This window comes from uncultured Roseobacter sp., assembly GCF_947488185.1.
GTDB lineage: Bacteria > Pseudomonadota > Alphaproteobacteria > Rhodobacterales > Rhodobacteraceae > Roseobacter.
The window spans coordinates 719,594-734,242 of the sequence record NZ_CANKYM010000001.1 but is presented as its reverse complement, the minus strand read 5'-3'; the positions used below and the strand labels follow the sequence as shown (position 1 = coordinate 734,242).

At 60.1% G+C, this 14,649-nt stretch carries 14 protein-coding genes; 10 read left to right on the top strand and 4 right to left on the bottom strand.

Features of this window, described 5'->3' with window-relative positions; translation table 11 throughout:
* Nucleotides 1-28: 28 nt before the first annotated feature.
* The gene (locus Q1A52_RS03700; protein ID WP_299780294.1) at nt 29-523 is read right to left on the bottom strand and encodes a DUF3576 domain-containing protein; all 495 of its coding nucleotides are present in this window, start codon (nt 521-523) and stop codon (nt 29-31) included.
* A 285-nt stretch (nt 524-808) separates the two neighbouring features.
* On the opposite strand from Q1A52_RS03700, the gene Q1A52_RS03695 reads away from it, so the two are divergent.
* Both Q1A52_RS03695 and Q1A52_RS03690 read left to right on the top strand, forming a co-directional pair.
* Nucleotides 809-1,765: a porin gene (locus tag Q1A52_RS03695; RefSeq protein ID WP_300011024.1), complete on the top strand. Its 957-nt coding sequence runs from the start codon at nt 809-811 to the stop codon at nt 1,763-1,765.
* Between the two features lie 106 nt (nt 1,766-1,871).
* Nucleotides 1,872-2,525, top strand: coding sequence for a YggS family pyridoxal phosphate-dependent enzyme (locus Q1A52_RS03690; RefSeq protein WP_300011021.1), 654 nt, complete (start codon nt 1,872-1,874; stop codon nt 2,523-2,525).
* An 8-nt stretch (nt 2,526-2,533) separates the two neighbouring features.
* Here the strand turns inward: Q1A52_RS03690 and Q1A52_RS03685 are convergent, their stop codons facing one another.
* Together Q1A52_RS03685 and ribA are read right to left on the bottom strand one after the other, a co-directional pair.
* Entirely contained in the window at nt 2,534-3,043 is a 510-nt protein-coding gene (locus Q1A52_RS03685) for a L,D-transpeptidase family protein (RefSeq protein WP_300011018.1), read from the bottom strand.
* A complete protein-coding gene (gene ribA / locus Q1A52_RS03680) occupies nt 3,040-4,128 on the bottom strand; it encodes a GTP cyclohydrolase II (protein ID WP_300011015.1) in 1,089 nt (362 codons plus the stop codon). Before ribA ends, Q1A52_RS03685 begins: the two co-directional genes overlap by 4 nt.
* Before the next feature lie 161 nt (nt 4,129-4,289).
* Between ribA and Q1A52_RS03675 the strand changes: the two genes are divergently transcribed.
* From Q1A52_RS03675 to Q1A52_RS03655, 5 genes are all read left to right on the top strand, one after another.
* Complete coding sequence (locus Q1A52_RS03675; protein ID WP_299780304.1) at nt 4,290-4,976, top strand: response regulator transcription factor; 687 nt, start codon at nt 4,290-4,292, stop codon at nt 4,974-4,976.
* A gap of 252 nt (nt 4,977-5,228) precedes the next feature.
* Entirely contained in the window at nt 5,229-6,017 is a 789-nt protein-coding gene (locus Q1A52_RS03670; RefSeq protein ID WP_300011012.1) for an exodeoxyribonuclease III, read from the top strand.
* A gap of 53 nt (nt 6,018-6,070) precedes the next feature.
* Nucleotides 6,071-6,988: a thioredoxin gene (trxA, locus tag Q1A52_RS03665; RefSeq protein WP_300011009.1), complete on the top strand. Its 918-nt coding sequence runs from the start codon at nt 6,071-6,073 to the stop codon at nt 6,986-6,988.
* Between the two features lie 27 nt (nt 6,989-7,015).
* Entirely contained in the window at nt 7,016-7,660 is a 645-nt protein-coding gene (locus Q1A52_RS03660; RefSeq protein ID WP_300011006.1) for an LON peptidase substrate-binding domain-containing protein, read from the top strand.
* Nucleotides 7,657-7,842 (top strand): Trm112 family protein, encoded by a 186-nt coding sequence (locus Q1A52_RS03655; RefSeq protein WP_300011003.1) that lies wholly within the window; start codon nt 7,657-7,659, stop codon nt 7,840-7,842. Before Q1A52_RS03660 ends, Q1A52_RS03655 begins: the two co-directional genes overlap by 4 nt.
* Here the strand turns inward: Q1A52_RS03655 and Q1A52_RS03650 are convergent.
* Nucleotides 7,839-9,101 (bottom strand): FAD-dependent monooxygenase, encoded by a 1,263-nt coding sequence (locus Q1A52_RS03650; RefSeq protein WP_300010999.1) that lies wholly within the window; start codon nt 9,099-9,101, stop codon nt 7,839-7,841. The genes Q1A52_RS03655 and Q1A52_RS03650 overlap by 4 nt on opposite strands.
* A gap of 48 nt (nt 9,102-9,149) precedes the next feature.
* Here Q1A52_RS03650 and Q1A52_RS03645 point away from each other — a divergent pair, with 48 nt between their 5' ends.
* The 3 genes from Q1A52_RS03645 (at nt 9,150) to Q1A52_RS03635 (ending at nt 14,607) form a co-directional block, all read left to right on the top strand.
* Entirely contained in the window at nt 9,150-10,478 is a 1,329-nt protein-coding gene (locus Q1A52_RS03645) for an amidase (RefSeq protein ID WP_300010996.1), read from the top strand.
* Between the two features lie 106 nt (nt 10,479-10,584).
* Nucleotides 10,585-11,769: an aminotransferase class I/II-fold pyridoxal phosphate-dependent enzyme gene (locus Q1A52_RS03640; protein ID WP_300010993.1), complete on the top strand. Its 1,185-nt coding sequence runs from the start codon at nt 10,585-10,587 to the stop codon at nt 11,767-11,769.
* An 18-nt stretch (nt 11,770-11,787) separates the two neighbouring features.
* Nucleotides 11,788-14,607 carry a DNA translocase FtsK gene (locus Q1A52_RS03635; RefSeq protein ID WP_300010990.1) on the top strand — a complete coding sequence of 940 codons (2,820 nt, stop codon included), beginning with the start codon at nt 11,788-11,790 and terminating at the stop codon, nt 14,605-14,607.
* Nucleotides 14,608-14,649 lie beyond the last annotated feature (42 nt).

The following is a 14,649-nucleotide window of genomic DNA, read 5'->3' as shown; positions in this document are numbered from 1 at the left end:
TGTTGCAAGGGTTCGAAAAACCGAGAGCCTAGAGCCTGTTATCCGCGATGCGTAGCTGGCGGGCGCGGCTGAGGATGGCGTCTTCCACCGCGCGTACGGTGGCCGCACTGGCCGGACCACCCTGCGTCTGCAGCGATACATTCAGCGAGCGTGCGTCCAGCGCCGGATCGTTGATCAATACGGTTGCGCGGTAGGACCGTCCCCCGCCGGGCGGGCGACCAAAGCCGGTGATGATCACGCCGGTGAACGGGTCGACCGATTGCACGGGCAAAAAGTCGAGCACTTCCAGCGAGGCCGACCAGATATACTTATTCACCGCCACATTCGTTTCGGTGTTGCGGCGTCCAAAGGCTTCCCAGATCGTTTCCGCTCCGGCACCGTCTGACGCGCGTGCGGCATCGCTGTCTATGTCAGGATCAACCTCGGCAGGTGCGCCGCCCGTGCGGCTCCCCCCGCCGCAGGCGGACAGCGCCGCCACAACGGTTGTGACGGCAAAGAGCCTCAAAATACTGGTTGGTGTCATGTCGCTACCCGCTACTCAATCTCGGCTGCACGTTAGTCTATCTAATGGAGGAGGGACAAGGGCGTTATCGTCTATGAGGCAGTTGGTACATATGGGTTTTTGCGCAACCGATATCCGGGAGCGGAGGCGATGGGAAAGAGTGTGGCAAAGCTGCACCATTTTTCCCGGCTCTCGCCTCACCATTGTCCAAGTCCTTGCAAAAGGGGGGGGTTAAGAGCGAAACACTGCTCAGGTTCAAAAGGGATTCCCCCGTTGGACAACGAATAGCAAACCGAGGACAAGTTCATGAAAAAACTTCTCATCGCTACAACAGCACTGGTGGGAACAGCCAGCGTCGTAGCAGCTGACAACGCAAACGTTAACTTCGGCGGGTATGGTCGCTTTGGTATCCTGTACGAAGAAGATCGTGCTGGCGGCACCGAAGAGGACACACGTATCGAAAGCCGTTTCCGTCTGAACATCGACGCATCCACAGAGACAGACGGCGGCATCCGCTTTGCTGCTCGTGTTCGCGTTGAAGCCAACGAAAACGCCAACAACTCCGCAAACGCGGCGTCCTTCTCCGGCGCACGTTTCCAAGTGTCCTCCGGTGGCCTGCGCGTTCGCGTTGGTAACATCTCCGGCGTGACAGACGCGGCGAACGTTGTTAACTACTTTGGCTTCGAGCCCGGCCTCGTTGGTCAAACTGGCCAGTACGCCAACTCCGGCGTTTCGCTGCCAGCGTTCTCCAGCACAGGTGCAGGTAACAACGGCATCAACGTTCTGTACGAAATGGGCGACTTCAAAGTAATGGCGTCCTATACAGACGACCACACCGACAATCTTGGTGGTGCGGGCGCTACAGCGTTCGGCGATTCCTTCGAAATCGGCGCATCCTACACATTCAGCGCATGGACGCTGGGTGCCGTTTACGGTGAATTCGAAGACGCAGGTTCCGATGTGAGCGAAGACTGGATCGTTGCAACTCTGTCCGGCACCATCGGTATCGCAGACGTTTCGTTCCTGGTTTCCGACTTTGAAGGTGACGATGACGCCGTATTCGGTGCTTCGGCTTCCTTCCCGGTTGGCGCAGCAACAAGCATCCTCGCATCGTTCTCCGATGGTGGTGATGACGCCAACGACACATCCTACGGCCTGGGCTTCCGCCACTCGCTGGGTGGTGGTGTCCGTCTCGACGGTATGGTCGGCTCGAACGCAGCTGGCAACACCATTGCTGACCTGGGTGTTCGCTTCGACTTCTAAGTCGATCTGAATGATCCAAGACTTTTGGGGCAGACCTTCGGGTCTGCCCCTTTTCTTTTGCGTGGGGCTGTTATCTTGTGCGGCAAAAGATCAATTGGAGAGCCAAATGGGTTTAGCGGAGATTTCAGACCGGATCGCAAAGGCGGAGACTGCGGCAGGGCGCGAAAACGGATCGGTTAAGCTCATCGCCGTATCGAAGGTGCAACCCAACGCACGGGTGGAGGCCGTATTGCAGGAAGGTCACCGCTGTTTTGGGGAGAACCGCGTGCAGGAAGCCGCCGGCAAATGGCCCGCGTTTCGTGAGGCATTTGACGATATCGACCTGCACCTGATCGGCCCCTTGCAAACGAACAAAGCGCGGCAATCCTTTGAGCTTTTCCAGAGCATTCATTCGCTTGACCGACCCAAGCTTGCAAAGACCTTTGCGCGGCTTGTGCAGGAGATGGGCACCTGCCCGGAGATGTTCATTCAGGTCAATACAGGCGAAGAGCCGCAAAAGGCAGGTGTGCTGCCCGCAGACACGGATGCCTTTGTCGCCGAATGTCAGGCGATGGACCTGTCCATTCGGGGGTTGATGTGCATCCCGCCGATCGAAGAAGAAGCCGCGTTGCATTTTGCGCTTCTGGCCAAGATCGCCGCGCGCAACGGTCTGTCCGGCCTCAGCATGGGCATGAGCAGTGATTTCGAGAAAGCCATCGCTCTGGGAGCGACGCATGTACGTGTGGGCTCTGCGATTTTTGGAGAACGCACGCCCACCTGAGAGTGCGGCTAAGATGGATGAGAATCTGGCACGATCAACCGTGTCTTGTAGCCGATCCGCGGGGCAATCCGGTGCAAATCGGCACGCGATAGCGCAATGCAGCCTTCGGTCGGATACCCTGGCCTGCGGTACTGGTGTATGAAGATTGCCGAGCCGCGCCCTTTTGCAGCATAGGGCCAGTTCCAGTTGGTCAGGATCACCAGATCATAGAGCGGATCGGCCCGGCGCAGTTTCTCGTGGCTGGCGTCGTAAGGCGCACGCACCATCAGATTGTAGTCAGGGGCGCTGCTGTCATCCGACCATAGATCGCGCGGTCCAATCGGTAGTGCCCAATGCGTTGGCCGCGCCATCCGGTCCGGCCGGTAGAGCATGCCAACAATGCGGTGCACGCCGACGGGTGTAGCGCCGTCGCCTTCTCTTTTGTGGCGGGTACGCCCGGTTTTACCCACCGTGCAGGGATAGGTCCGCCCCTGAAACCGAAGACCTCTCGGGGTCAGAACCAGATCGTCGGGGGTCACAGCAGGTGGCCCGACTTTGCCGCCTTGGTGGCCAGATAGGCGTGATTGTGGCGGTTCTCGCCGACCTGCAATGGTACGCGGGCTGCAACGGTGATCCCGCTGGCCTGCATCATCTCGACCTTTCGCGGGTTGTTGGTAAGCAGGCGCACGGAGGAAAATCCCATCGCCTGCAGGATGTCCGCCCCGAGCCTGAAATCGCGTTCGTCATCCTCGAACCCAAGCCGGTGGTTGGCCTCTACCGTATCAAATCCCTGATCCTGCAGAGAATAGGCGCGCATCTTGTTGGCCAGACCAATGCCGCGCCCCTCCTGGTTCATGTAGAGCAGAACGCCCTGGCCTTCCTGACCCATCCGGGCCAGCGCCGCGCGCAGTTGGGGACCGCAGTCGCATTTGAGCGAGCCCATCAGATCCCCGGTGACACAGGCCGAATGAAGCCGCGTCAGCACCGGTTGTGACCTGTCGGGGCGACCGATTTCGACGGCATAGTGTTCTTCCCCGCCGTCTTCGGGCCTGAACACGTGCAACCGGCCCGCTTCCGATACTTCCAGCGGCAAGCGGGCGTTTACAACCGGGTGCAACGGGCTGCGATCGCTCAGGTGCGCAACAACCTGATCCAGTGAAAGCATGGTCAGGCCATTGTCCCGTGCAAAACGCGCCGCGTCCTCAACGGGCGTCACCAGAACCGCCGGTAGCAGCCGCGCGGATTTGGCGATCTGCAGGCCTGCACGATGCGCATCGACGTTCCCGCCGCGCGCGCAGGCCAGAGGCCCCTTCATCGGCGTCATCAGATCGTCTGCCGGGTCGGCGATGCCGAGCACCCAGTCCAGCGTCGCATCGGGCGGCAGTTGAACCCGTGCCAGATCGCCGTCATAGACCCGCGCCTTTAGCGTCTCTGCCCGCCGCGCGGTGATGGCCACAACGCTGTCACCGGGCATGTCCAACAAGACCTTCAGGCGGGAGGGAGAGAGCGTTTCCGCCGAGGAAATCAACACTGGCGCGGGGCAATCCACCACCACGGGAACGCCCATGCGCAGGTCAGCCCGCGCGCGCGCGAGTAGTTCAATGATATCGGGTCCGATGGTCATGATGTTACAATGCCTGTATTTTCCGCGGTTGATCTAGGCCAATTCCAACGAAATTGAAACATTTCACGGCCCCGGTAACACGACCGCGTGAGAGAATTCGCTGCGCGCTTGCGGGAAAGCTCAGGAACACACATTTGTGTTGCACTCAAGGGAGACAACCTATGGCACAGTTAAAAAAGATACTCTTGGTCGATGACGACGACGATCTGCGCGAAGCGCTGAGCGAGCAGTTGATCATGACCGAGGATTTCGATGTATTTGAGGCCGCAAACGGCGCCGACGCAATGGTCCGCGCCAAAGAGGCACTTTATGATCTGGTCATTCTTGACGTTGGTCTGCCCGATACGGACGGTCGTGAGCTCTGCCGTCTGATGCGCAAACAGGGCGTTAAAAGCCCGATTCTGATGCTGACCGGGCATGATAGCGACGCTGACACGATCCTGGGTTTGGACGCTGGGGCCAATGATTATGTCAGCAAACCCTTCAAGTTTCCCGTTCTTCTGGCGCGTATTCGCGCACAATTGCGCCAGCATGAACAATCCGAGGACGCGGTGTTCCAATTGGGGCATTACACTTTCAAGCCGTCGATGAAGATGCTGGTCACCGAAGATGACAAGAAGGTCCGTCTGACCGAAAAAGAGACTAACATATTGAAATTCTTATATCGTTCCAACGACGGCGTGGTGCCGCGGGACGTGCTGTTGCATGAGGTTTGGGGGTATAACGCCGGTGTGACGACCCACACATTGGAGACCCATATCTACCGTCTGCGTCAGAAAATTGAACCAGATCCGTCCAATGCGCGCCTTCTTGTGACCGAATCAGGCGGATATCGTCTTATGGCGTAACGCGTTGGGTTTTTATTAACCAATTCGCGCTTATATGAATCGTGAAGGTGGCAAGTCATTCAGGTCACGTTCAGAAATCCCGCGCATGTCCGGGTTATGACATGCACCTCCCTGTTGGACTTGGCCGGGCCTTGTGCCCGGTCTTTTTTTGCCCATCCGCATGATTCTGAACGCTGCCTTTCCGCACGTTTCGGCATGGCGAAGGGCCACAGCACGCGCTAGGGTGCCGCGAAATCGAAGCGGAGCGCAATTATGACCTTTACCCTGGCCACCTGGAACATCAACTCCGTCCGCCTGCGCGCAGAGCTCGTACTGAAGCTGCTCGCCGAAGAAGGTCCCGATGTTTTGTGCCTGCAGGAGTGCAAGAGCCCGGTGGACAAGATGCCGCTGGAGGCCTTTGCCGCCGTTGGATACGGGCATGTCGTCGCGCGGGGTCAGAAAGGGTATAACGGCGTGGCAATCCTGTCGAAAATTCCGATGCAGGAGGTCGGGTCGCATGACTTCGCCGCGCTTGGGCACGCGCGCCACATCGCGGGACAGCTGGAAAACGGCGTGACGGTCCATAATTTCTACGTCCCGGCAGGTGGGGATGTTGCGGATCGTGCCGTGAATGAGAAATTCGGTCAGAAGCTCGACTACCTGATGGAGATGCGCGACTGGTTCCGGGAAAATCGCCCGGAGAAATCCATCCTGGTCGGGGACCTGAACATCGCGCCGCGCGAAGACGATGTCTGGGATCACAAAAAGCTCCTGAAAGTCGTCAGCCACACGCCCATTGAGGTCGAGCACTTGGCCGAGACGCAGGACGCGGGGGGATGGCAGGACGTCACCCGCAAAGACATCCCCGACGGGCGGCTTTACAGCTGGTGGTCGTACCGGGCAAAGGACTGGGATGGCGCTGACAAGGGGCGCAGGCTCGATCATGTCTGGGCCAGCGGCGATATCGCAAGTGCCGCGCATTCCAGCCGCATCCTGCGGGACGCGCGAGGTTGGGAGAAGCCGAGCGATCATGCACCCGTCTTTGCCACTTTTGACCTTTGAATTGATACGCGGCCTCCCATATAACCTCTGACGCAACCCGTAAGGACACGAAGATGATGGACCTGAACCTGAGCGCAGCCCCCGCCGCCGATGACCTGATCAAGGACTCGACCGAAGCAACCTTCATGGCGGATGTGGTCGAAGCGTCGCAAACCACGCCGGTGATCGTCGATTTCTGGGCACCGTGGTGCGGGCCGTGCAAGACCCTCGGGCCGCAGCTCGAAGAGGCGGTGCGCGCCGCAAAAGGCGCGGTGAAGATGGTCAAGGTCAACGTGGACGAGGCCCAGATGATCGCGGGGCAGCTGCAGATCCAGTCCATTCCGACGGTCTATGCCTTTCACAAGGGCCAGCCGGTGGACGGGTTTCAGGGTGCCGTGCCGCAATCGGAGATCAAGGCGTTCATCGATCGCGTGGTGAAAGCGGCGGGTGGTGAAGCGCCCGGTGACACGCTGGATGAGGCGGTCGCTGCCGCCGAGGAAATGCTGGCCGACGGGGCCGCCACAGACGCGGCCCAGACTTTTGCGGCGATCCTGGGGGAAGACGCAAATCACGCGGGGGCCTACGGTGGCATGGTGCGTGCGCATATCGCCATGGGTGAGCTGGATCAGGCGGAAGCCATTCTGAATGGCGCGCCGGCGGAGATTTCACAATCTCCCGAACTCGAAGCGGCGCATGCGCAGCTGGAACTGGCGCGGCAGGCCGAAGGGGCCGGGCCGGTGGATGACCTCAAGGCTGCGGTGGAGGCCAACCCGGACGATCCGCAGGCGCGTTTTGATTTGGCGCTGGCGATGCATGCCAATGACGATATCGAAGGGGCGGTGGACCAGTTGCTTGAGCTTTTCCGGCGCAACCGGGAATGGAACGACGGTGCCGCCAAGACGCAGCTTTTCACCATTTTCGAAGCGCTGAAGCCAAACGACCCGATCATGTTGAATGGACGGCGCAAACTGAGCTCAATGATATTTGCCTGAGGCCGCCCGCGGGCTAGGTGGAAGCCTATGATAAAAGCCGCAGAGCTTCCCGACACAATTGCGATTTTTCCGCTGCCCGGTGCTCTGTTGCTGCCGCGGTCACGATTGCCGCTTCACATCTTCGAGCCGCGTTATCTGCAAATGCTTGAAGATGCTTTGAAAACCAGTACGCGCCTCATTGGCATGATCCAACCCAACGAGGTGCCGGGGCGTAGCGGCAGCGGGTTGCATTCCATCGGATGCGCGGGCCGGATCACGCAGTTTTCGGAAACCGAAGACGGCCGTTACCTGATCACACTTGGCGGTGTTTCGCGGTTTCGCGTGGTTCAGGAAGTGCAGGGCTTCACGCCGTACCGACGTTGTGACGTAAAATGGGACGGTTTCGACCGTGACCTCGGGCCGGATGAAAAAGACCCCTGTTTTCAGCGGTCCGGGTTCATGGACCTGCTGGGTCGGTATTTCGACGCGCGGGAGCTTTCGGCGGATTGGGATACCCTCAAGGAAGCCGACGACGAACTTCTGATCAATTCATTGTCGATGATGTTGGACTTCGACCCCGAAGATAAGCAGGCGCTGCTGGAAGCGCCGTCGCTCTCCACGCGCCGCGAAACACTGGTGACATTGATCGAATACCAACTGCGTGGGGGCGCCGAGAGCGAGATGATCCAGTGACAGAGACAGCCGTGGAATTCGACCGCCGCATGCTGGAGGCATTGATTTGCCCGCGCAGCCAGACAACGTTGAAATACGATGCCGAGCGGCAGGAGCTGATCTCGACCACCGCCAATCTGGCCTATCCGATCCGCAATGGTATTCCGGTAATGCTGGTGGATGAGGCGCGCACGCTCGACTAGAGGTTTTCGCCTTTCATAAGGCGGGGCAGGTCACCGGTCAGCCCGGCAGCTTCGCGAATGAAACCGCGCCGCAGGGCAGGCATACGCCCCACCACGCCCATGCCAAAATCACGCAGGCCGCGCAGGAGCGGATTGTCGTTGGAAAACAGCTTGTTGAAGCTGTCGGTGGCCACTGCGAGCGCCGTGTTGTCAAACCGTCGCCATTGCTGATAGCGGCCCAGAACCGGGGCGGACCCAACGTCCTCTCCGCGCCGGGATGCATCCGCGATCACATCCGCCAAGGCGGCGACATCCCGCAAACCTGCGTTCAGGCCCTGTCCGGCAATCGGATGCATTCCGTGAGCAGCATCTCCGACAAGTGCCACGCGCGACGCAATCAGATCATTCGCCAGCGAGAGCGATAACGGATAGGTAAATCGAGCACCGGCCAGCGAAATTTCCCCCAGGAAGCTGCCAAATCGCGGCCGCAGCACGTCGAGGTAATCGGCCTCGGACAGGGAGTTGATTTCCCGTGCGTTCTGCGTGGTTTCGCTCCACACGATAGAGGACCGGTTGCCGGTCAGCGGCAGAATGGCCAGGGGACCGGGGGGCATGAAAAACTGATGCGCGACGCCATTATGTGGCAATTCATGGGCCAGCGCACAGACCAGGGCAGTTTGGTCATACCCCCAACCGGTGCGTGTGATGCCTGCGCGCGTGGCTGTGCTGGACCCGCGCCCGTCACACCCCACAAGCAACCGCGCGCGCAAGGTCTTTCCGGAGGCAAGTGTCGCCGTTACACCCGTTGTGTCCACCTCTTGCGCAATTACCTCGTCGCCGTTGATCTGCCGGATCGCTTTGACCTTTTTGACAGCATCAAGAAGGGCCGGACGCAGATGCCGGTCCTCGACCATATAGCCCATCGGGCCCTCTTCGATCTCGGCATGATCAAAATGCATGAAGAAAGGCGACGGTCCTTCGCCCGCGCGGCCATCGCTGACCTTGATGTCGAGCATCGGCTGCGCCTGATCTTCGATGGTGTCCCAGACACCCAAGGCGCTGAACAGCCGCGTCGATGTGAGCGCCAGCGCGTAGGACCGCCCATCGAAAGCCGCGTTCTTGCGCGTCTTGACCGGCAAGGCATCGACGAGGGTCACGGTTTGTCCTGCGCTGGCCAGAGCCAGCGCCAGGGCCGGGCCATTCAACCCGCCACCGACGATGAGGATGTCACAGTCAAATTCCATATGTCTCAATAGGACCGGGGGAGGGGGATTGTCCATGCGCGCTTGCGTCGCTACCCTTTTGCCGGGGACATCGGGGAGCAGGACATGCAGGACTGGTTGCACATGACGGCCGCCGCGCTGGGGCGGGGGATTGCGGCGGGAGAGATCGATCCCGTGGCACTGACGCAGACCTATCTGGATGCGATTGATTCTCATCCGTTGAAAGACCGGATTTTTGCACGTGTGACGCATGATCGGGCCTTGGCGGAGGCAGAGGCCGCTGCCGACCGTGCGGCCTCCGGCCAGCGTCTGTCGCCACTTGATGGCGTTCCGATCAGCTGGAAGGATCTCTTTGATACGGCGGGCGTGGTGACCGAAGCAGGTTCGAAATTGCTGGTGGGGCGGGTACCAGACGTTGACGCCCGTGTGCTGGCCAATGCGACGGCGGCGGGCCTGATCTGCCTTGGCAAGACCCATATGTCGGAGCTGGCCTTTTCCGGTCTGGGCTATAACCCGAGCACGAATACCCCGCCTTGCGTCAACGATGAAGGTGCCGTGCCGGGTGGCTCATCCTCGGGTGCCGCTGCGTCGGTGGCCTTCGGGCTTGCCGCGGCGGGCATTGGCTCTGATACCGGTGGATCGGTGCGCATCCCGTCTGCCTGGAACGACCTCGTGGGGCTCAAGACCACCTCCGGCCGCCTCAGCCTTGAAGGCGTGGTGCCGTTGGCGCTGCGTTTTGACACCGTGGGCCCGCTCTGTCGGTCGGTTGAGGATGCGAACTTGATGATGGCCGTGATGGAGGGACGCAAGGCTTTTGATCTGAACGGGGCGACACTGACCAACAGGCGGTTCGCCATTCTTGAGACCGTGGCAACGCAGGATGTACGCGAAGAGCCTATGGCCGCATTCCAGCAAGCGGTTGTGCAGCTTCACGCGGCGGGTGCCCGTGTCGACCGCATTCACGTTCCCGAAGTCGAAACCGCGATGGCGCAGAGCACTTGTGTTTATACATCAGAGGCTTACGGTCTCTGGCGCGATGTGATCGAAGCCAACCCGGATGCCATGTACGGCGAGATACTTGAGCGGTTCCGTCTGGGCAAAAATCACACCGGGCCAGACTATGTTGCTGCCTGGGCAGCGCTCGAAGCGGCGCGGCTGGCTTATGATCAGGCGACGGCTGGGTATGATGCGGTTTTGTTGCCCACTGCGCCGATTCTACCGCCAAACCTGGAGCGCCTGAATGCGGATCACGCTTACTACGTCACTGAAAATCTTCTGGCCCTGCGCAACACACGGATCGGCAACTTGCTGGGGCTCTGCGCGCTGAGCCTGCCCACCGGCGTGCCCAGTTGCGGGCTGATGATGATGGCCCCCCCCGACTGCGAAGGTGCGTTGTTGCGCCTTGGAGCGGCTGCGGAGAAGGCATTGGCTTAAAAGCAACAAATTCGGAATAAGCTGCGCGTTTTTCTGGACGCAGGCCGCCGCCTTGGGTACCTTGGACGAAACGGGACGTTAATGATCCCGATCTGAGGCAGTTTTAATGGTGTATCCTGAGCGGTTTTCGAACCTTCCGGCACATGCTTGGCCGCGTTTGCGGGCCCTTTTGGACGTATCCAACGGGGGTGGCCCGGCTATTCACATGACAATTGGTGAGCCGAAACATGTGTTTCCGGCGTGGGTCATGGATGTGATTGCGCAGAATGCGGCGGGGTTTAACAACTATCCGCCAAATGAAGGCTCACCTGAGCTGCGCGCCGCGATCTGCGGTTTCGTGAACCGCCGCTACGGTGTGTCGCTCGATCCCGACACACAGGTCATGGCGCTGAACGGCACGCGGGAAGGGCTCTACAATGCGGTCATGGCGCTTTGCCCGGAGACCAAGAACAATCAGCGTCCGACGGTTTTAATGCCCAACCCGTTTTATCAGGTGTATATGATCGCGGCGCTGTCGGTTGCCGCCGACCCGATCATGGTGCCCGCGACGCTTGAGAACGGTCACCTGCCTGACTTCGCCAGCCTGCCGGAAGACGTTCTGAACCGCGCAACCGCCGCCTACATCTGCTCGCCCGCTAATCCGCAAGGGGTGGTGGCCAGCCGGGAGTATTGGCGCGACCTGATCACCCTGGCGGAGAAATACGATTTCAAGGTCTTTGCCGACGAGTGCTATTCCGAGATTTATCGCGATACGCCGCCTGTGGGCGCCTTGCAGGCGGCGCAAGAAATGGGTGCCGATCTGAACCGCGTTGTGATCTTCCATTCACTGTCTAAACGGTCGAACCTACCGGGCCTGCGGTCGGGGTTTGTGGCCAGCGGCGCGGAGAATATCCGTGAAATCAAGCAGCTGCGGAACTATGCCGGTGCGCCCTTGCCGCAGCCTCTGCAGGCCGCTGCCGCCGCTGTCTGGGAAGACGAGACGCATGTGATCGAAAATCGCGCGCTTTACGTCGAAAAATACGACATCGCTGATCGCATTCTGGGGAATGTGTCGGGCTATGTGAGCCCTAAGGCCGGATTTTTCCTGTGGTTGCCGGTGGAGAATGACGAAGAAGCGGCAGTAAAGCTTTGGCGCGAGACCGGCGTGCGGGTGCTGCCTGGCGGGTATCTGGCGCAGGACTATGACGGGGTGAATCCAGGACAAGGATACATCAGGGCCGCGATGGTGGCTCCAAAGACGGAAACGGCGCGCGGGATCGAACTGATCCGCGACTGCCTTTACCCGCAATAAGGTACGAGGGATCAGAGCATGGCATATCAAACACGTGGACGCGACCCGCTGCTGGACAGCAATATGGCTGAGGCGGTCGAAAAACGTGGCAAGGAGCTGCTCGGGCTGGTTTTGATCGCGCTGGGTTGTGCAGCCTGCGCGATGATCGCCTCCTACACGCCGGATGACCCCAACTGGATGGTCTCGACGGATGCGGCGGTGCAGAACTGGCTGGGGCGCACGGGTGCTTCCATCGCTGCGCCGCTCTTCATGATCGTGGGGTGGGGCGCCTGGGGCATTGGCATCGTGCTCGTAGCCTGGGGTTTGCGATTTGCCCTCCATCAGGGCGCGGAACGGGCGATTGGGCGGCTGATCTTTGCGCCGATCGCGATTGCACTGGGCTCGATCTACGCGGCCACGCTGACACCTGATGGCAATTGGTTGGACACCCATAGCTTTGGCCTCGGCGGGCTCTTCGGAGACACAGTCATGGGCTTTCTACTGACGCTTTTGCCCATTGGCTCCACCTTCACGGTAAAACTGATGTCGGTGCTGATGGCGGTGGGTATCCTGGCGCTTGGGGCCTTCGTGACAGGTTTCACCAAACCGGAATTGATGCGCATCGGGCGCTTTCTGCTTGTCGGCGTGGTGATGATCTATGCGGGCATCATGGCCCTGCTGGGACGTGGTGCAAGCGGCGCCCTGACCACAGCACAAAACCTGTCCGCGCGCCACGCCGAACGCCGCGCGCAGGCGCGAGAAGAACGTGCTGCGGCAGCAGAGGCGATTGCTGCTCAGACCATCCACACGGAAGTGGCCCCTGCCCATGATGCGCCGGCCTTTCAGGAGCCTGAGGACGAACCAAGGGCGGGGTTGTTTTCCCGCATGCCCGGACTGATCAAGCGGCCGGACATCATGCCAGAACCAGAACTGGTTGAGAGCGATATGGTGATGGATGTGGACGATGCACCGGGCGAAGACCGCATCAGGGCGCGCATCGCGGATGTGATCAAATCACGTGCCCGCACCAGTTTGGCCGTGCAAACGCCGACAACCGCACCGCTGACCAAGGGTCGCGGTCGTGGACCCGATCCGCTGCTTCTGAATACCGATGGCGCACGCGCCGAGCCGCCTTTGACCGCATCGCAAACCGGAGCGATCCCACCTGCGCCGCAAGACTTGGATCTTATGGCACCCTTCGAAGACGAGGCCGTTGTCGACATCCCCGTTGCACCCATAGCAGAGCCGCGTCGGGTGGTGCAGCAGCCCACGCGCAAGCCCGTGCAACCCTCCTCGCGTGCGCAGGCTGAGGCGCAGCCGAAGCTCTCGTTCGATGACACACATCCCGGGTTCGAACTGCCGCCGCTCAGCTTGTTGGAAAACCCGATTGAAGTGCCGCGTTTACATCTCAGCGATGAAGCGCTGGAAGAAAACGCCCGGATGCTGGAATCGGTGCTCGATGACTATGGCGTAAAGGGCGAGATCGTCGCGGTGCGCCCAGGCCCCGTGGTGACCATGTACGAACTGGAGCCGGCACCCGGCCTCAAGGCGTCTCGCGTGATCGGTCTGGCCGATGATATCGCGCGCTCTATGGCGGCGCTGTCTGCACGGGTGTCCACGGTGCCCGGCCGCTCTGTGATCGGCATCGAACTGCCCAATGACAGCCGTGAAAAGGTGGTGCTGCGCGAGATCCTTTCGGCCCGCGATTTCGGCGACAGCAATCAGCGCCTGCCGCTGGCTCTGGGCAAGGACATCGGCGGTGATCCGGTGGTGGCGAACCTCGCCAAGATGCCTCACCTGCTGATTGCGGGGACCACGGGATCCGGCAAGTCCGTGGCGATCAATACGATGATCCTCAGCCTGCTTTACAAGCTGACGCCGGAAGAATGCCGGATGATCATGATCGACCCCAAGATGCTGGAACTTTCTGTCTATGACGGCATTCCGCATCTGCTTTCGCCCGTTGTGACAGACCCGAAAAAAGCGGTTGTGGCGCTGAAATGGGTCGTGGGCGAGATGGAAGAGCGCTATCGCAAGATGTCCAAGATGGGCGTGCGCAACATCGAAGGGTTCAATGGTCGCGTGCGCGAGGCGCTGGCCAAGGGCGAGATGTTCACGCGCACGGTGCAAACGGGTTTTGACGATGAGACCGGCGAACCCGTCTTCGAGACCGAAGAGAACACCCCCGAGGCGCTGCCCTACATTGTGGTGATCGTCGACGAGATGGCCGACCTGATGATGGTTGCGGGTAAGGAGATCGAGGCTTGCATCCAGCGGCTGGCGCAGATGGCGCGTGCTTCCGGCATTCACCTGATCATGGCCACGCAGCGCCCGTCGGTCGATGTGATCACCGGCACGATCAAGGCGAACTTCCCCACGCGAGTTTCCTTCCAGGTCACCTCGAAAATCGACAGTCGGACCATTCTGGGCGAAATGGGCGCAGAACAGCTCTTGGGCATGGGTGACATGCTCTACATGGCGGGTGGGGCCAAGATTACCCGTTGTCACGGGCCGTTTGTGTCGGACGAGGAGGTTGAGGAGATCGTGAATCATCTCAAGGCCTATGGCGAACCTGACTATGTTTCAGGTGTGGTTGAAGGTCCCTCCGAGGATAAGGAAAGCGATATTGACGCGGTTCTAGGGCTGGGCGGGAATACCGATGGGGAAGATGCCCTCTATGACACGGCCGTCCAGGTGGTGATCAAGGACCGCAAGTGTTCCACTAGCTATATTCAGCGCAAACTGGCCATCGGCTACAACAAGGCCGCACGTCTTGTGGAACAGATGGAAGATCAGGGGTTGGTGTCCCCGGCGAACCACGTGGGCAAGCGCGAGATTCTGGTGCCGGAACAAGGGTAGAGGTTCCCGCGTTAAGCCAGTGATCACAGCGGATTGAAGCGT